Here is a 16,564-nt window from a genome sequence, read left to right on the forward strand (position 1 = left end):
ACGCTGCCCGGCTTCGGGCTCAGCGACGGGCGATGTGATGCAAGGCGAGGCGGAACGCGTGCTCGCCCAATCGGATCTCGTCGTCGGCGTCCATCCGCACGCGTTCACCGGCGGACAAGCGACGCTCGAGTCCGGTTCGTCCCGACGCGAGCACCGTCCCGTTGGCGCTGCCGAGGTCGCTCACGAACACGTCCCAGCCATCGAGCGTGATCGCGACGTGATGTCGCGACACGACATGCGTCTGATCGTCGATGTGGACCGGAGTCGCGCTGCGGTCCACGACATCGGCGTGACTCGTGGGCTCGCGCCCGATCACGAGGTCGCCGGCGAGCGGGATCGCCTCGCCCGACGCCGTCAACAGCAACCCGACCGGCGGGCGCGGACCCTGCACGAACACGGCAGTCGCGTTGACGCCCATCTTGCGTCCGCACGACGAGCAGTACTCGGCCTCCGGATGGTTGTGATGATCGAGCGGGCAACGAATCCCGAGCACCGAGACCTCCGGCGCCCGACCGGCTGAGCCGACGGGCAGCGGAACGCCCGCGGGCACCGCGACCGTGAAGTTCACCAGTTCCATCCCCTCGGGCACCGGCGATGGCGATGGCGGAGTTGGTGGTGGCGGCGGCGGAAGCTGCGGTGGTGGGAGGGCGACGTCGGCCGGGCGCGTCGTGAGGTCGACGTGGACGCGGCCGGCCGGCGACGTGCCGGTGTCGGCGACGGCGCACATCTCGAGCGACTCGCCGCGTGCGGGAACGGTCGAGCCCAACGCAACGGCGATCTCGGCGGCGGCCGCCGGAACCTGGACGTCGCACACCGTGTCGACGCCGACGGGGCGAGCGAACCGTTCGACCTCACCGACGATCCAGCCGACCACCACATCACCGCGAAATCCGATGACCGCCATGTCGTCGATTCGTTCGATCACCACGACATCGCGGTGGCCGAGTGCGGCGAGTCGCTCGACGGCCGCCCGAACACCGCTGCCCGACCCGACGGCGTCGTCGATCGCTCCACCGATCGCGCCACCGATCGCGCCACGGACCGCGCCACCGAGCGACGCACCGTCGGAGCCTGACCCGTCGGGCGCGTTCGTGACCCCATCGGCGACCAGGACCAGCCGTCCGCCGGGACTGATCGCTACCCGTCCGCCGCTTCCGCTGATCGTGCTGAGCTCGCTGAGCCGGTTCATGAGGTTCCTCCTCGGGATCGGACGAGCGCGTCGAGCGCATCGGCCAGTTCGACAGCGGTGGCGTAGCGCTCATCGAGCGGCGCCAGGCAGCGCGAGATGACGGCGCGCACGTCGTCGTCGAGCGTCGGATCGACCACGGGCGTCGTGCGCACCAGATGACGCAGCGCGTCGAGCAGATTGCGCGTCGGAATCTCCCCGTACGGAGGCGCACCTCCGGCGACGTCGTGGAGGACGAGGCCGAGCGACCAGATGTCGGACGAGCGACCAGGGCGCCCAGATGCGAGCAGATCCGGGTCACCGAACGCCAGCGATCCGATCGGCCCGGCCCCCACGGTCGCCGAGGTCCCGGCCGCCATCTGAGCGAGCCCGAGGTCGACGATGCGACCTCGACCGTTGCTGACGGCGATGTTGTCCGGACGCAAGTCGCGGTGGGTCACCCCGACCTCGTGCAGTTCGTGCGCGCCCCGCGCCGCGTCGGCCACGAGCGAGAGGCGCGAAGTGACGTCGAGCGACTCCCGACGCGAGTCGAGCGTCCCCTCGGGGTAGTGCCGGGTGACGAGGAACATCGTGCCGCCGACGCTGCCGGCGTCGAGCAGTTCCGCGAGATGGTCGCAGCGCAGCGCGTGGAGCAGACGGATCTCGTTGGAGAACCGCTTGAAGTCCTCGGCGCTCCCGCGACTGCCGAGCAGCTTCAGCTCGACCCGGTCGTCGACGACGCCGAGACGCTGCGGCGGGCGCGCGAGATGGGTCGACGCGTGGTCGGCGTCGCGCAGCGTGGCGAGCAGTTGGTAGTCGCCGAACGTCTGGCCCGCAGTGCCCGTCATCGTGGCTCCTCCTTCTGAGAGCGCTCGCCGACCTGTGCCTCGTGATCGGGGCCGAGATCGACCATCGAGCGTCGTAACGACGCCTCCGGATCGAGCGGTGCGAGACCGAGGAGACGAACCCGGTGGCGTTGCAACAACAAGAGTCCGCCGACGATCGCGATCGCGCCACCGACGGCGAACACGACCAGGCCGACCTCGCTGCGGAGTTCGTCGAGGAAGATGACCGTGGTCACCACCTCGAGCATCGCCAACGCGACGACCGCCACCACGAGGCGACGATCCGAGAGGCGCGATGTGGCCCACGACCCGAGCGGCGCACCCCACGCGACGATCGGAGCCGCAGCGATCCACAAACCGAACAGGTCGAAACGAGACGCCTCCAGCGGCGGACCGTCGATCGCCGTGCCACCCACCGCCGTCACGCCGTCTGCGACGAGTGTGATGTCGAGTTGCCCGTCGACGATGCCGATCAACACGAATCCGAGGATCGAGACCGACGCCATCAGCAACACGCTCGTCGGCACCCCGACACGCGGGCTGACACCGGCGAGCACCACCAGACCGAGGTACAGCAAGACGTCGGCACCGGAACCGACCTGCGACGAGACGAGGCCACCGATCGCACCGCACACGACCAACATCAGCGTGGCTCGCTGTCCTGTGGCGACGACACGGTTCCTCACCTCCAACACGTGCACGCGGTAGGCGAGGTAGATGACGGCCGCCATCCCAGCCGTGAGCAACGTGAAGCCGACCTTGACGTACGCACCGGGGAGCACCGACGGCGCGAAGAGCAGATCGCGATCGGAGAGCAACAGGTAGCCGACGAGGAAGCCCCCGAGCGCGGCGGGCAATGCGGCGACGAGCGCTCCGACCTCGACCCGCCGACGTCGGATCAAGATGGCGCACGACGCCGCGCCCATCCCGATCGTCTGGATGCACAGCGAGAACGTGCGCGCCACCTCGCTCGGGATCTCGAGGCCCTTCGTGAAGACGGGGAACGCGACCGCCCCACCACCTTGCGGCGTCGCCCCGGCGACGAAGCTGCCCGCGACCATCGTGATCGACGAGACCCAGTTGTCGATCACCCGATCCCACTGCGACCAGGCGGTGACGTAGATCAACCACACGACCGTCACCGACGCCGACACGCCGAGCGCGGCACGCGCCCGGCGACGTTCGTCGCGACCACGCGCCGTCGACGCAGCGCTCACGATCGCGTCGACGTCGAACCCGTCGCCCGCACGCTCGGCCGCAGCACGACGGTCATCGGCCGGCGCAGGCGTCACGTTGTCGGTCTCGTCCACGTCAGCGCACCTTCCGATCGTTCACGGCATCACCAGCACGCTCACCAGCGCGAGTCGAAACGACCGCCGCGGTAGCGCCAGCGCAACGAGACGATCTGAAGCGGGCCGTTCACCGTCGCCCAGACGAGCAGCCACGTCGTGGTGAACATCCAGAGGAACGCCGCGAGCGGGAACGCCCCGGGGGCGCCGGGCGGTCCCGGCCGGACGTCCCACGGCAGTCCGGCGTCGAGCACGATGTAGGCCACGATGCCCTCCGGGATCGCGGTGAGCAACCCGAACAGCGTCGGCCAGTCCTTCTCCCACCGGTACTGCTGGAGGCCGTGGTAGGCGCACTCCCATCCGACGCCGAGCACGCCGACCACCACGAGCGCGGTGAACAGCGCCCCGTACATCGAAGCCAGCGACATGTCGCCGGGCCGCGGCAGAAACGGGCCGATCAGGATCGTCCACAACGAGCCGAGCCCGAAGATCATGACGACTCGGGTCTGGATGCGTCCGAAGAGCGTGGGTGTCATCTCGTGTCCTCGAAGCGCGTCAGATCGGTTGATTGCGGGCCCATCGCCACCACTGGGAGATCGAACGGCCGGGCCCGATGCGGCGCCCGAACCCGTGGTCGGCCAGCGAGTCGGAGATGCGCAGCGCCGCGTACTGGAGGCCGAGGAACGAATCGACGCCGGCGTAGTAGCCGCCGAGCGTGATCGAACCCGATGCGTACAGCCGCCCGGTCCCGCTGGCGGTGCCACGCACCGAGAAGTCGCGTTCCACGTCGAGGCGGCCCTTCGGATTGCGACCGGCTCCGCCGTGGACGAGCAGATCGTTGAGCACCCGATGCTGCTCAATGTCGGCCTCGAGCCCCGTCGCGTCGATGATGAAGTCGGCGTCGAAACGCAGCTCCGAACCCGACGGCTCCGCGACCGTCATCTGGATGTTCGAGGCCGATTCACCGGGCTCGACCGAACGGACACTGCCGAGGATCTGGCGGTAGAAGCCCTCCCGGTCGCCGCGTTCGAGTTGCTCGCGCCAGTCACGTCGTGGCGCGGTGTTCGTTCCACCCATCTCGTCGATGAGGTCGGCGCGGGCCTGACCCTCGAGCGCGTCGAGACGATCGCGCAACTGGCCACCCCACGCCGCCTTCGGATAGTTGAACGCCTGATAGGCCCAACCGCGGCGAGCCGGACGACGGAACGTCGGCGAATCCCCCTGATAGCCGTCGGGGTAGTTGCGGAACAGATGCACGATCGTCGTCTGCGCACCGTGGCCGTCGTGATCGTCGATCAACCGCTGCATCACACGCGAGCCGACGATCCCAGCGCCGCGCACGACCACCGTGCACGGACGCCGACGGCATTCCTCGTAGACGTGGTCGTGAGGTTCGTACGCGTTGACGACACGCGACCAGTCGTTGTGGTCGCTGCGGTACCGCTGGAGATCGGGCAGCATCTTGACGCCCGGGTAGCCGACCGCGAGGTGGACGTGATGGCTCCGGTACGCCACCCGCCGGCGGTCGCCATCGGGGCCCACCGCGTCGTCGCCGTCAGGGGAATGCAGCACGTAGTAGCCGCCCTCCGCGCGCTTGCGAACGGTCCGGACGACACCTCGTCGCACCATCGAGTCCCAGCCGATCCGTACCGCCTCCCGAGCGACCGACTCGTAGACCTGACCGGCCTTCGGAGTGAAGTACTCGGTCAGCACGGGTTCGGTCATCGCCTGCCATGCCGGTGCCACCGACTTGTCGGCAACGGCCTCGCGCAGCGCGTACCCCGGCCAGCCCCAGATGTTGTCGATCACCGATCCGGAGTCGGACCGCAGGCGCTCGTGGCGCGGGATCTGGCTGTTGGTCGCGAGGTGCTCGTAGGTCTGGGACGGCACGGTCAGGTCGGAGAGCACCGCGAGCTCGGCGGCCGACCGGCCACCGATGCGCAGCGTGTCGACGAGCGCGAACGAGCCGAGACCGCCACCGACACTCGTCAACGGCACGTCGACCACGTCCCAGCCGGCGCTCGCGACGTCGTGGTCGCTCCACACCGGGACGGTGTCCAGTCGATCGATCCCCCGCATCGGGCGAACCGTAGTGGGCGAAATCGAGGCCGTTGCCGAGCGCGGTAACAGCGCGCCAACAGCGCCGACCACGCCGACAACGAACGGGCCGCAGACGGGTGGCGGACGGACGACAGCAAGTGAGCGCCGGCAAGCGAAGGGCTAGCCTCTGCGACGTGCGGAGGACGATCGAACGGTGAGTGTCGAACTCGACGGCTTCCGTGTGATCGACGAGATCGGTCGAGGCGGCTTCGGCACGGTGTATCGAGCCGAAGACGTCGCGCACGGCAGAGACGTGGCGATCAAGGTCCTCGAAGGCATCCCGAACGACGACGCCCGCCGCCGCTTCGACCGAGAACGCCGGGCGATGGGCACCCTGTCGGGGCATCCACACATCGCCGTGGTGCACACCTCCGGTGCGCTCGCCGACGGGCGGCCCTACCTCGTGATGGAGATGCTCCAAGGCGGATCGCTCGCCGACCGGCTCCGCCGCGACGGCCCACTGCCGGTCGACGAGGCCCTCTCGATCGCGGACGTGCTCTGCGAGGCACTCGACCACGCGCATCAGGGACGCGTGCTCCACCTCGACCTCAAGCCGGAGAACATCCTCTTCTCGTCGTTCGGGCGCGCCAAGATCGTCGACTTCGGCATCGCCGCGTTGATCGACGACGAGATGGGCACCACGACGATCCGCGCGACTCCGGCGTTCGCCGACCCCGTCGTCCTCGACGGCAAACCGGGAACGGTGCAATCCGACGTGTACGGGCTCTCCTCGACCCTCTACGCGCTGCTCACGGCGCGCCAGCCATACGGCGAAGACTCCGGGGCGCTCTCGGTCTTGCGCCGCGTCGCCACCGAACCGGTGCCGCGGGTCGAACGCCCCGACGTGCCACCCGCCGTCGCCGACGCGATCCAGCGCGGCATGGCCAAGGATCCCGCCGATCGCCATCCGACCGTGGCAGAGCTGCGACGTGAGCTCGACGGGGCTCGACGCCAACCGTTGGCAGCCCCGAAGGTGACCAACTGGTCGCCAGCCACCGCACCCGTCGCCCCCGCCTTCGCGCCCGCCGCCGCATCATCTGCGTCATCGTCGTTCTCGTCGTGGGATCCCGACCGGTCGAGGACGATCGGGATCGCGCTGCTCGCGGTGTCGGCCGTGCTGCTGCTGTTGATCATCGCGTCACAGCTCTGATTGGACCCGCGCGCCAGGGCACCTGACGGCCGGCGTGGTCGCGAGCGAGGCCGCTGCTGTTGGTGCGTTGTTGGCGGGCCTGCTCTACGTTCGCACCATGACCGACGGGCCGGGATCGAACGTGGCGCCAGCCGCGGGCCGCGGCACGAGCAGTGCTGGCCATGGGCCGCCGATGATGCTGATCGCCGGCGTGGTCTCGCTGGTCGCCGTGCTCCTCCTCGGCCTGTTCGTCGTGGTGCTCGGCGACGACGACGCATCACCGGGGGCCGACACACCGGCGAGCACCACGACCATCGCCGCCTCGACCACCGCCACGAGCACCGGCCCACTCACGACGTCGACGGTGCCGACGTTCTCGTTGCCCACCACCGGCCCGGTGGTCACCTCAGCGCCCACCACGGCGCCCACCACGGCGCCCACCACGGCGCCCACCACGGCGCCGGCAACGGCGGCACCCACCTCCGCGCCCAGCGCCACCGCCCCACCAGCCACTGCCGTGCCCGGGCCCGACGGACCTGCCTTCGCGCGCAATCCCCGCTTCTCGCTGCAGGTCGACGACCTCGGCCGACCCGCTCCCGAGGTCGTGGCGATCGCCGACGGAGCAACACGCATCTGCCTCACCTGGGACTTCTTCGACGTCCCGATCGGCATCCCGCTGCGGATGGAGTGGTTCATCAACGGCGAGTTCAGTACCGCGTTCGACGGCGTCAACGACGTCGGCTCGCTGTCCGGCGTCTACTTCGCCTGCAACTTCGATGCGGCCGGGCTGCCATCAGGGCTCCACGAGATCGAATGGACCGCCGACGGCACCGTCGTCTTCCGGCACGGGTGGTACGTCGGCGAGGGGTCGATCCCCATCGACATCGAGTTCGTCAACTCCACCAGCGGCCTCGAACTCTGCAACGTCAACGTGTCGCCGCAGGCTGCGACGTCGTTCGGCATTCCCCTCAACCTCACCTCGGTGCGCCCCGGCGAATCGTTCGTGGTCAGCGTGCCCGACGGCGTCTACGACATTCAAGCAACGGCCTGCGACGGCACGATCGTCACCGAGGAGTACGGCATCGACGTCCTCGGCCCGATGACGATCCCACTCTGATCCGGCTCTGATCCGGCTCTGATCCGGCTCTGATCCGGCTTCGAACCGCCGACCACCACACCGACCAGCGACTGTTGTCCGGCACTGTTGCCCGGCTGTTACCGCACGATCCGTACTGTCCGCCGAGTGTCGAACGACCCGCCCCGCGACCCATCCGATGGCCCCGAAACTCCCGGCCCGGCCGACCAGCACCCCGCCGCCGACCCGCTCCCGGAAACGGCGCCGTGGTCGTCGCCTCCCACCACCCACCTCGGCCCACAGGCCGAGCCGAGCCAGTCGGCCGCAGGCGGCTACGGCGCCGGCCAGATCCCCCCGGCGTCGTTCGACGTCCCCCCGGCGTCGTTCGACGTCCCCCCGGCGTCGTTCGACGCTGCGGCACCCGCACCGGCCGGATCAGGCGAACCGGCATCGAAGCCGCCGTGGATGCTGATCGGCGGAGCGGTCGCGCTCGTCCTCGTGCTGGTGGTCGGACTGGTCGTCATCCTCGGAGGCGACGACGGCGACGGTGATGGCGGCGACGCCTCCGCGAACACCGAGCCCGCCGAAACCCCCGTCGGAACCGACGGCGACGAACCCGTGGGCACGCCAGGCGGGACCACCGACGGATCGGCCCCAGACACCAACACGACGACACCGGCCGCTCCGATGGACCTGTCGGCGGAGCAACTCGCTGCGTCGGTCGTGCAGATCATCGCCCCGTTCGACGGCGGCGCGTGCACCGGCAGCGGCACCATCATCGACGCGTCCGGCCTCATCCTCACCAACCAGCACGTCGTCGAACGGTCCGAGATCTGCCCGTGGGAGGACCTCATCGTCGCGACGATCGATCGACCCGACCTCCCACCGATCCCGTTGTTCACGGCCGAGGTCGTGGTCGCCGACGCCCGGCTCGATCTCGCCGTGATCCGCATCGCCGCCCGCCTCGACGGAGGAGAAGTCGTTCCCAACTTCCCCGTGGTCGAGATCGGCGACTCCGAATCGCTCGAGCTCGGTGAGCGGCTGCGCGTGTTCGGATTTCCGGGCGTCGGCGGCGAGACCATCACGTTCACCGAGGGAACCATCTCCGGCTTCGTCGAACAGCCAGGGCTCGGACAGCGCAGTTGGCTGAAGACCGACACGGCGATCTCCGGCGGCAACAGCGGCGGACTCGCCGCCGACGACACCGGTCGGATCGTGGGCGTCCCCACCCGCGTCGGAACCAACGACTCGATCACCGACTGCCGGGTCGTCGCCGACACCAACCGCGACGGAACGATCGACGAGAACGACACCTGCGTGCCGACCGGCGGCTTCGTCAACGGGGTTCGGCCGATCAGCCTCGCGCTCGCGCTGATCGAAGAGGCGCGCGACACGCCCGTCACCCCTCCGGCCGACACGACGCCGACCGCGCCACCCACCACGCCACCCACCACACCACCCACCACGCCACCCACCACGCCACCCACCACACCGCCGGCGACCCAGCCGCCCGAGACCGCGCCGCCCGTGGCCCCGGCCGACGACGAGCCGTTCGCCATCAACCCGCGCTTCTCGCTCCAGACGACCGACGGCCTCCCCGACCCTCAGGTCTTCGTGGTGCCCGACGGGTCGACCCAGTTGTGCCTGACCTGGGAGTACGAGAACTTCGCGCCGGGCACGCCGTTCGTGTTCGGGTGGAACATCGACGGTGTCCTCGACGACGGCTCGGTCTCCGAAGGGACGAACCAGGGCGGCGCCTCGGGTCAGTTCTTCGGGTGCATCAACAATCCCGCCGGTCTCGTTCCCGGTCTCTACGAGGCGATCTGGGTCGTCGACGGCGAGGGCGTGTTCATCCACTCCACCTACGTCGGAAACAACCCGATCGGCGTGGTGATCGCCCTCGACAACACCGGCCCACCGGTGTGCGCTGTGCAGTGGGCGCCAGCCGGTTCGGTGTCGGCAGGCATCCCACGCAACACCGCAGCCATCGGCACCGGCGAGCGATTCGAAACCGTGCTGCCACCCGGCCGCTATCAGACACAGGTGGTCGACTGCGACGGTCAGGTGGTCTTCACCGACCCCGACAGCCTGTTCGACTCCGACCTCACGCTCACCCTCTGATCACGCTCCGCTGACCCGCGTCGCTGATCACGCGCTGCCGATCACGCGCTGCCGACCCCTGCGCTGCGGGTGACGTCCGAACCGGTTCGTGCGAACCAGCCGTACTAGCGCGGCATCCGCCGCCAGAGCGCCCGCGGGACCAATCGAGCCACGAAGAACGCGGGTCGCAGTGCCCGCGGTACCCACACCGACGAACGGCCGCGATGCAGCGCTTCGACGGTGGCGCTCGCCACCTGGCTCGGTGTGCTCGACATCGGAGCCGGCGACATGCCCTCCGTCATCCGTCCGATCACGAACCCGGGTCGAACGACGAGCACGCTGACGCCCGTGCCGTGCAGGGCGTCACCGAGTCCGCTGGCGAACCCGTCGAGGCCGGCCTTCGCCGATCCGTACACGTAGTTGGCTCGACGAACCCGTACACCGGCCACCGACGAGAACACGACGATCCGGCCACTCCCGACCGACCGCATCCGATTCGCCAACACCGTGAGCACGCTGACCTGTGCGACGAAATCGGTCTGGATGACGGCGAGGGCATGCGCCGGATCGCGCTCGGCGGCGGCCTGATCGCCGAGGATCCCGAAGGCGAGGACCGCCACCGCGACCGGTCCGTACCGTGTGACGATGTCGTCGATCACCGCCGTGTGCTGTTCGGTGTCGTCGGCGTCGAACTCGACCACGTCCACCGATGTCGCTCCAGCCGCACGGATCGATTGCGTTTCCGTCGCCAGGTCCCCCGATCGTCGAGCCGCCAAGATGACGCGTCGGCCCGGGGCCAGACCCCGGGCCACCTCCAGCCCGATCTCGCTGCGGCCTCCAAGGAGCAGCACCGAACCGTCCCCGATGTCGCTGGTCGCCATCTGCTCCATCGTGTCGCGATCGTCGCTCGGAAACCGCATCCCGACACGCGCTCGATCACTGGCCGTTCCCGGCACGGGGGTGCAGCCCGACGTCAGGTCGGCGGTGACCCGGCTGGCTCGGCTGGCTCGGGAAGACGGTCGGCGATCACGTCACCGGCCTCCGGAACCGGGTCACCGGCGAGCCAGGCGAGCAGCATCGCGTTGACGATCTCGGGCGCTTCCTGCTGCACCCAGTGCGACACATCGGGGAGGAACCGCAGGGTCAGGTCGGCCACGTACTCGTCGGTGCCGTCGGTCGTCTCCTTCGACAGCGCGGTGTCTTCCAGACCCCACACCATCAGCGTCGGCGTCTCGATCACCGCGAACTCCTCACGTGCCGTCGAGCGAGCGCCGCGCAACGCGGCGCGGTAGTAGTTGATCATCCCGCGCATCGCTCCGGGTCGCATCGCCGCCTCTCGGTAGACGTCGGTGACGGCGGCGGGGAACCTGGTCGTGTCGACGGCCATCTTCTCGAACGCGTCGGCCACCGCCTGCGCCCGACGTGCCCGCAGCAACTTCTCGGGGAGCCAGGGAATCTGGAAGAAGAAGATGTACCAGGACTTGCGGAGCTGGCGGAACGATCGGAGCTCGCGTCGCATACACGCCGGATGCGGCACGTTCATGATCACCAACCGCTCGATCGGTCGCACCCGACGGCTGGCGAACATCCACGCCTGCGCCGCTCCCCAGTCGTGACCGACCAGCGTGACGTCGGCGCGGCCCGACGCGTCGATCAGCGCGGCGATGTCGGCGAGGAGACGATCCATCGAATAATCGGCGACCTTGCGCGGCTTGGACGACTCGCCGTAGCCGCGCAGGTTCGGCGCCCACACCTCGTAGCCGGCGGCGACGAGCGCCGGGATCTGATGCCGCCACGAGAACGCCAACTCGGGGAACCCGTGCAGCAACAACGCGAGGCCCGCCGGGCCGCCCTCGTTGGAGACCGACACCTGCAACTCGACGTCGTTGACGGCGATCGTCCGATACGTCAGCGGATCCATCGCATCATGCTGCCAGATCACGACCCGCACCGACAGAGTGGGTCTGACCCACTCTGTCGCATGGGGCGGCGGGGTCAGCAGATGCGGGCAGTTGTTCGCCGAGGGGGACGTCGACCACGCGACACGCGCCGAACGCGGTGGTGGCGACGCCGGGATGGTCATCGACGACGCGACCGATCACGCACGCGTCAGTGCCCAGCGGGTGCGCGTGCATCGCACCCAGCACGTCGTCCAACGCGTCGGTCGGCACGGTCGCGACGAGCTTGTCCTCGTTCGCGATGCTCATCGCGTCCAGTCCGAGGAACGAGCAGGCCGCGGCGACGTCGTCCGGCACCGGAATCAACGACTCCTCGTACTCGATCCCGACACGGCCGGCTCCCGCGATCTCACACAGTGACGCCGTCACCCCGCCGCGAGTCGCGTCGCGCAGCACGTGAAGGTCTCGAAAGGCGTCGAGCATCGCTGCAACCAGGCCGTTGAGCGGGGCGGAGTCGCTGGTCATCTCGGTTCCGAACTCGAGGCCTTCTCGTCGCGACATGTTCGCCACGCCGTGCTGGCCGATCGGTCCGCTCACGATGACGACGTCGCCAGCAGTCGCCCGAGACGGACGGATGTCGACGCCTTCGGGAACGATGCCGAAGCGTGCCACGAGCGGCTCGTACTGCCAGGTGCCCATGACGGAACACACGTGCCCGGCCGCGAGGAACCCGTCGACCCGATTCGTCGGAGAGGACACGATCGCGTCGATCGCCCGCGGCACCAGCACGTGGCTCACCAGCACGGAGAAGTTCTCGAGGCCGCGCTGCTCGGCCAGATGCACCGCCATCGCGTTGGCGGGAGCGGTCGTCTCGAAGCCGATCGCGAAGAACACCACCTCACGGTCGGGATGCTGTGCAGCGAGGTTCACCGCATCGAGCGTTGAATCCGGTATCCACACGTCGCTGGGCTTCGCGTTCGTCGCCGCCAACCCTGACATGATCCTGTCGTTCGGCTCGACCGGCGACGCGTTCGACAACGCCGCGATCCAGACGTTCTGGGCGCGGCTGAAAGTCGAGATCGAATGGATCCGAGGCTCGATCTACTTCGGGACCCGAGCCGCCTGCCACGCCTACCTCTTCGAGTTCATCGAGGGCTTCTCCACCCGCCAACGCCACCAAGCAGGCCTCGATCACCTCACCCCGTCCGAATACGCCTCATCGGAGCCATCCTCCTGCGCCACGACACCCGCCGCTGGAACAACGCATCATGAAACAGATCCCTGCGTTCCCACTCCGAGCAGAACCGCTCACCGACGAAGCCGCCGAACTCCGCTGCTTCCCGTACGCAGACCCCGACGTCGGCACCCGCCATCGAATCGGCGGCGAACCATTCTTCACCGGACCCGACGACTACCCGCGCTGCGACAGCTGCGGCGAGACAAGGAGCTTCTACGGCCAACTCGACTCGATCGGCGAAGGCTAGGAACTCGCCGACGTCGACGTCGTCGACGTCGTCGCCGTCTTCATCTGCTTCTACTGCTTCACCAGCCAATCAAGAATCAGGTCGAGCTGAGCGTCACGGCTTGCCATACGGATGGATCGGCAACCCACTCAGCCCGAACTCATCCATCAGCCCGCCACCGAACTGATAGATCTCCGTCGCAGAAGCGTTCGGATTCCAATCGAAGAACTCGGCCCACCGCTTGTTCCACCCACCGGGCATCACCTGATTCGGAAGACCGTTGCCATGCGCATCCCGCAAGTGAGTCGTGTTGTGATTGATCGTCACCGTGAAATCATCGATGTTGATTGCAGCATCACCGAACCGACTGCGGAACTGCTGCGGAAACACATGATGATCAGTCATTCCCACACTAGGCAACGCCCCCGGATTCTCTGACGGCCCAATCGCCCCCACAGAACGATCACCCGAACCAATCGCGCGAGGTGGCGTTTGTGGGGCAGAAGGGGGCGACGAAGGACCGCAAGAAGACGTGATCCGCGACGGCCCGCTCACCGTCCACCACTGCAACGGCCGGATAGCCATGGGCGTACGCTGAACCCGCAGCGTTTGCGCTTCCGGCCGAGCCCCGACCGTTCTGTTCGAGGCCGAGAGCGGCAACAGCAACCGGGCTGGCGGTGACGATGGCGACCGTGCCAGCGACGACGGAAGCGCACACAAGAGCTTGCGTCCGCACACGTGCCAGCTACCGCCGCTCAGCAACCCTTTCGAGCGTTAGGGAGCCGAGATCGAGTGTGGCTTGGTAGAGACCGTGAGGGGTCGCCTCAATGAATCTGAGTTCGCCTTGGACCTCGAGTACCTCGTCCACTGAGCCGGATCCACACGTCGTGCCCAGGCGGGTTAGTTCGTCGCCCGCTGGACCAAGAACGATCAGGTTCTTCTCGCCGGGATCCCAGTCGAACACAACCAGCGCAAGCGAGTTGCCGGCCAACGACACCGATCGCGCTGGTCGGTCGAATCGCACCGGTAGCCCTTCGGCCATGACGAGTTGAGTCAACGAGCCAACAACGGTGACGAGCTGGCGTCTCATTTGATCACCCGTGGGGCACCGATCGCCACGAGCCGGGCGCGATCAGCGTCGTTCAGAATCGCAACCTGGTTCGCGCCGCCCGGGTAGGTCACCCCGTTGAGGGTCTGCGGACCGACTGGGCCAACCTGCACTCGCACCCCGGGTGGAACCTCGAACATCTGTACATGGCTGATCTCCGACTTCCAATCGGTCGAATCGCAAGGTTGTTCCGTGCGAAATCAACGTCCGGAATGTGACCAAGCGCGCCCAAGCCACCCGGGCGGGTCTGACCTGGTGACGTCGCATTGTCGATCGGAATCCCCAGATTGTGGGCGAGCAGATTGCCCGTCCCGGCCGGGAGCACACCGACCGCGACGTCGTCGTAGCCGTTGCGAAGCAGCGTGCTGATGCAACGCCGTACCGTGCCGTCGCCGCCCCACACGAGCAGCCGGTCGACGCCGCACTGCTCGACGAGTTCCTTCACCGCTGGCGGTGCCTTCTTGCTCTTCGCGACCTCACGCCATGGCGGATCTGCGCAGTCGGCATCGGCGAGCGCCGCGCGGAGTTCTTCGAGTCCGTCACCGGCGAGGAACGGTCTGGTTGCTCCGGCGATGAACGTCGACACGATGTAGGTGGCATGCCGGTCGAGGCTGCGACGGGCCCGGTCGCAGCGCATTGTTCTGCGAGGGCCGGCACTCGATGCGGTCTCTTGCACGTCCCACAACGGGACACCGGCATCGAGGGCAGCGGTGATGAACGAGCGCCGCAGGCTGTGCGGCGAGGTGCGCTTGTCGATCCCGGCGCGCTTCACCAACCGCTTGACCGTCCAATCCGCGTAGTACCGGTCCATGCGGCCACCTTCGACACCGAGGAAGATGGGACCCATCGTGCATTCACCGCTGGGCTAGCACAGGTCGGCAGGTCGTCGATCCGAGCGCGCTGGTGTTCGAGCACAGCGATATATGCGGCCGCAAAGCTCTGGCTCGCGCGCGGCGGCGAACCACTCGTTCAGGATCACCCCTGGTACTCGTAGACACGCCGGGCGTGATCCAGGGTCGCCCGGGCGACCTTTCCGACGACAGCCTGCACCTGGTCAACGAGGTCGAGTGCGTCGCCTGCGCCCGAGGACGTCAGCCAGTCGGTTACGACGATCCACTGAGGCTCAGTGGACGGAGCCTTCGGGTGGTCGGCTGCGTGCCGGCACAAGTAGCTGCCGAGCGCAGCAGCGTCTGCACCGAAGGCCGGGCCGGGCGAAGCGAACCAGTCGATCAGTGCCTGTTCCTGATCGACATTGTCCAGGTCGAACCGGAGAGTGGAGATGTCGGCGCTCGTGAAGCGCGGAACGTCCGATCGTCCCTTGCTGACCGTCCCTGCCGCCCGCGCCACCTCGCTGTAGATGCACAGCGTGGAGTCGGACAGCGCGGTCGCCCGGATGCTGTTGCCCTGCGCGTCCGTGGAGCGCATGAACGTATACTCGTCGCTCACGAGGATCGCTGGATCGCTGATGTCGTAGATCGACAGGATCCTCTGCGGACCGTCCGTGACGCGATACGACCTCGCAGCGGCGAAGCCCGGAACGTCGCGAACGACGTCAGGACCGTGGCGTCTCACGTACCAGTCATCGAACTCGATCGCACGGTCATCGTCGACGTTGAAGCGGACGACGTAGACGAAATTTTGCTCGAATGGGGAGCTCATCGGTCTCCTCCAGCGGACAGCGCGGGGTCGGACGGGCCGATCTCGTCGACGCCGCTCGTCTCGAGCGCAGCGCCGAAGTCGTCGACGAAGAGAATCTCCTCGGTCGACAGCCGCGTCAACCTGGTGTTGTCGAGATCGCGTGGTGAGTGCGCCGCCATGACCACGCTCGCGAGCGCGTAGTGGTCAGGGACACCGAGGATCCTGAGCACGTCAGGCTCATCGGCCACTGTCAGCGTCGTGAGGACACTCGTAAGCCCCTCAGCTCGCAGTGCCAACATCAAGTTCTGCACGAAGGTGTAGGTCGATGCGCCGCCCACGATCGTTGGACGATCAAGCCCCTTGTCCGTCATCAGGAGACGGTTGAGGTCAGTACAGATGGCGAGCATGAGCGGCACACGATCCCAGCGATCGGCGAACTCGTTGGCTGCGTTCAGCCGCCGCTCCATCTCTGGTGTCAATTCGACGGCAACGAGGCCCTCGGCCGAAGGCTTGCTCTGCATTTTCTGCTCGTAGTACGGCTGCCAGTGACGCCAGTAGATATCGCGCATCGCTGTGCGCTTGGCGGGATCGTTGACGACGATCACACGCCACGGCTGCAGATTGCCACCACTGGGCGCGAACCGCGCGGCCTCGACCGCACGCACCAGCACGCCAGTCGGGATCGGGTCCTCGTGGAACGCACGCAGGGCCGGCGATGTCTTCATTGCGTGGTGTAGATCCACGTCCTCTCCTT

16 protein-coding genes are annotated in these 16,564 nt (G+C 67.9%); 4 read left to right on the forward strand and 12 right to left on the reverse strand.

Going from position 1 to position 16,564, the window contains the following annotated elements; all coding sequences use genetic code 11:
- Window positions 1–19: 19 nt before the first annotated feature.
- From ACE37B_RS19800 to ACE37B_RS19820, 5 genes are read right to left on the reverse strand one after another with little or no spacing between them, the layout of a single operon-like run.
- Window positions 20–1,189: an FHA domain-containing protein gene (locus ACE37B_RS19800; protein ID WP_409925066.1), complete on the reverse strand. Its 1,170-nt coding sequence runs from the start codon at window positions 1,187–1,189 to the stop codon at window positions 20–22.
- On the reverse strand, window positions 1,186–2,013 hold the full coding sequence (locus ACE37B_RS19805) for a protein kinase domain-containing protein (protein WP_409925067.1): 828 nt from the start codon (window positions 2,011–2,013) through the stop codon (window positions 1,186–1,188). Before ACE37B_RS19805 ends, ACE37B_RS19800 begins: the two co-directional genes overlap by 4 nt.
- Window positions 2,010–3,320: a TSUP family transporter gene (locus ACE37B_RS19810; protein WP_409925068.1), complete on the reverse strand. Its 1,311-nt coding sequence runs from the start codon at window positions 3,318–3,320 to the stop codon at window positions 2,010–2,012. Before ACE37B_RS19810 ends, ACE37B_RS19805 begins: the two co-directional genes overlap by 4 nt.
- A gap of 41 nt (window positions 3,321–3,361) precedes the next feature.
- Window positions 3,362–3,835: a hypothetical protein gene (locus ACE37B_RS19815; protein WP_409925069.1), complete on the reverse strand. Its 474-nt coding sequence runs from the start codon at window positions 3,833–3,835 to the stop codon at window positions 3,362–3,364.
- A 19-nt stretch (window positions 3,836–3,854) separates the two neighbouring features.
- Entirely contained in the window at window positions 3,855–5,378 is a 1,524-nt protein-coding gene (locus ACE37B_RS19820) for a hypothetical protein (protein ID WP_409925070.1), read from the reverse strand.
- Between the two features lie 175 nt (window positions 5,379–5,553).
- Between ACE37B_RS19820 and ACE37B_RS19825 the strand changes: the two genes are divergently transcribed.
- The 3 genes from ACE37B_RS19825 (at window position 5,554) to ACE37B_RS19835 (ending at window position 9,724) form a co-directional block, all read left to right on the forward strand.
- Window positions 5,554–6,549, forward strand: coding sequence for a serine/threonine-protein kinase (locus tag ACE37B_RS19825; protein ID WP_409925071.1), 996 nt, complete (start codon window positions 5,554–5,556; stop codon window positions 6,547–6,549).
- A gap of 97 nt (window positions 6,550–6,646) precedes the next feature.
- Complete coding sequence (locus tag ACE37B_RS19830; RefSeq protein WP_409925072.1) at window positions 6,647–7,645, forward strand: hypothetical protein; 999 nt, start codon at window positions 6,647–6,649, stop codon at window positions 7,643–7,645.
- Window positions 7,646–7,771: 126 nt separating this feature from the next.
- On the forward strand, window positions 7,772–9,724 hold the full coding sequence (locus tag ACE37B_RS19835) for a serine protease (protein WP_409925073.1): 1,953 nt from the start codon (window positions 7,772–7,774) through the stop codon (window positions 9,722–9,724).
- A gap of 104 nt (window positions 9,725–9,828) precedes the next feature.
- On the opposite strand, the gene ACE37B_RS19840 is transcribed toward ACE37B_RS19835, so the two are convergent.
- The 3 genes from ACE37B_RS19840 to ACE37B_RS19850 form a co-directional block, all read right to left on the reverse strand.
- Window positions 9,829–10,584, reverse strand: a complete 756-nt coding sequence (locus ACE37B_RS19840; protein ID WP_409925248.1) for an SDR family NAD(P)-dependent oxidoreductase — start codon at window positions 10,582–10,584, stop codon at window positions 9,829–9,831.
- Window positions 10,585–10,676: 92 nt separating this feature from the next.
- Entirely contained in the window at window positions 10,677–11,624 is a 948-nt protein-coding gene (locus ACE37B_RS19845; protein ID WP_409925074.1) for an alpha/beta fold hydrolase, read from the reverse strand.
- A 4-nt stretch (window positions 11,625–11,628) separates the two neighbouring features.
- Window positions 11,629–12,702 carry an AIR synthase-related protein gene (locus tag ACE37B_RS19850; RefSeq protein WP_409925249.1) on the reverse strand — a complete coding sequence of 358 codons (1,074 nt, stop codon included), beginning with the start codon at window positions 12,700–12,702 and terminating at the stop codon, window positions 11,629–11,631.
- 167 nt (window positions 12,703–12,869) lie between these two features.
- Here ACE37B_RS19850 and ACE37B_RS19855 point away from each other — a divergent pair, with 167 nt between their 5' ends.
- Window positions 12,870–13,085 (forward strand): hypothetical protein, encoded by a 216-nt coding sequence (locus tag ACE37B_RS19855; protein WP_409925075.1) that lies wholly within the window; start codon window positions 12,870–12,872, stop codon window positions 13,083–13,085.
- Between the two features lie 93 nt (window positions 13,086–13,178).
- On the opposite strand, the gene ACE37B_RS19860 is transcribed toward ACE37B_RS19855, so the two are convergent.
- The 4 genes from ACE37B_RS19860 to ACE37B_RS19875 form a co-directional block, all read right to left on the reverse strand.
- A complete protein-coding gene (locus ACE37B_RS19860) occupies window positions 13,179–13,469 on the reverse strand; it encodes a DUF2380 domain-containing protein (protein ID WP_409925250.1) in 291 nt (96 codons plus the stop codon).
- Between the two features lie 773 nt (window positions 13,470–14,242).
- Window positions 14,243–15,019 (reverse strand): diacylglycerol kinase family protein, encoded by a 777-nt coding sequence (locus tag ACE37B_RS19865; RefSeq protein WP_409925076.1) that lies wholly within the window; start codon window positions 15,017–15,019, stop codon window positions 14,243–14,245.
- 128 nt (window positions 15,020–15,147) lie between these two features.
- The gene (locus ACE37B_RS19870) at window positions 15,148–15,831 is read right to left on the reverse strand and encodes a hypothetical protein (protein WP_409925077.1); all 684 of its coding nucleotides are present in this window, start codon (window positions 15,829–15,831) and stop codon (window positions 15,148–15,150) included.
- Window positions 15,828–16,535 (reverse strand): nitroreductase family protein, encoded by a 708-nt coding sequence (locus ACE37B_RS19875; protein ID WP_409925078.1) that lies wholly within the window; start codon window positions 16,533–16,535, stop codon window positions 15,828–15,830. The genes ACE37B_RS19870 and ACE37B_RS19875 overlap by 4 nt, the downstream gene beginning before the upstream one ends.
- Window positions 16,536–16,564: the final 29 nt, after the last annotated feature.

The sequence above is a fragment of the Ilumatobacter sp. genome (genome assembly GCF_046290335.1).
Taxonomy (GTDB): domain Bacteria; phylum Actinomycetota; class Acidimicrobiia; order Acidimicrobiales; family Ilumatobacteraceae; genus Ilumatobacter_A.

What these genes read in the sequence shown, in the direction of transcription:
- ACE37B_RS19845 (WP_409925074.1), bottom strand. Translation starts at nt 11,624, where the DNA reads ATGGATCCGCTGACGTATCGGACGATCGCCGTCAACGACGTCGAGTTG.
- ACE37B_RS19800 (WP_409925066.1), bottom strand. Translation starts at nt 1,189, where the DNA reads ATGAACCGGCTCAGCGAGCTCAGCACGATCAGCGGAAGCGGCGGACGG.
- ACE37B_RS19865 (WP_409925076.1), bottom strand. Translation starts at nt 15,019, where the DNA reads ATGGGTCCCATCTTCCTCGGTGTCGAAGGTGGCCGCATGGACCGGTAC.
- ACE37B_RS19815 (WP_409925069.1), bottom strand. Translation starts at nt 3,835, where the DNA reads ATGACACCCACGCTCTTCGGACGCATCCAGACCCGAGTCGTCATGATC.
- ACE37B_RS19860 (WP_409925250.1), bottom strand. Translation starts at nt 13,469, where the DNA reads ATGACTGATCATCATGTGTTTCCGCAGCAGTTCCGCAGTCGGTTCGGT.
- ACE37B_RS19870 (WP_409925077.1), bottom strand. Translation starts at nt 15,831, where the DNA reads ATGAGCTCCCCATTCGAGCAAAATTTCGTCTACGTCGTCCGCTTCAAC.
- ACE37B_RS19855 (WP_409925075.1), top strand. Translation starts at nt 12,870, where the DNA reads ATGAAACAGATCCCTGCGTTCCCACTCCGAGCAGAACCGCTCACCGAC.
- ACE37B_RS19830 (WP_409925072.1), top strand. Translation starts at nt 6,647, where the DNA reads ATGACCGACGGGCCGGGATCGAACGTGGCGCCAGCCGCGGGCCGCGGC.
- ACE37B_RS19805 (WP_409925067.1), bottom strand. Translation starts at nt 2,013, where the DNA reads ATGACGGGCACTGCGGGCCAGACGTTCGGCGACTACCAACTGCTCGCC.
- ACE37B_RS19875 (WP_409925078.1), bottom strand. Translation starts at nt 16,535, where the DNA reads ATGAAGACATCGCCGGCCCTGCGTGCGTTCCACGAGGACCCGATCCCG.
- ACE37B_RS19840 (WP_409925248.1), bottom strand. Translation starts at nt 10,584, where the DNA reads ATGGCGACCAGCGACATCGGGGACGGTTCGGTGCTGCTCCTTGGAGGC.
- ACE37B_RS19820 (WP_409925070.1), bottom strand. Translation starts at nt 5,378, where the DNA reads ATGCGGGGGATCGATCGACTGGACACCGTCCCGGTGTGGAGCGACCAC.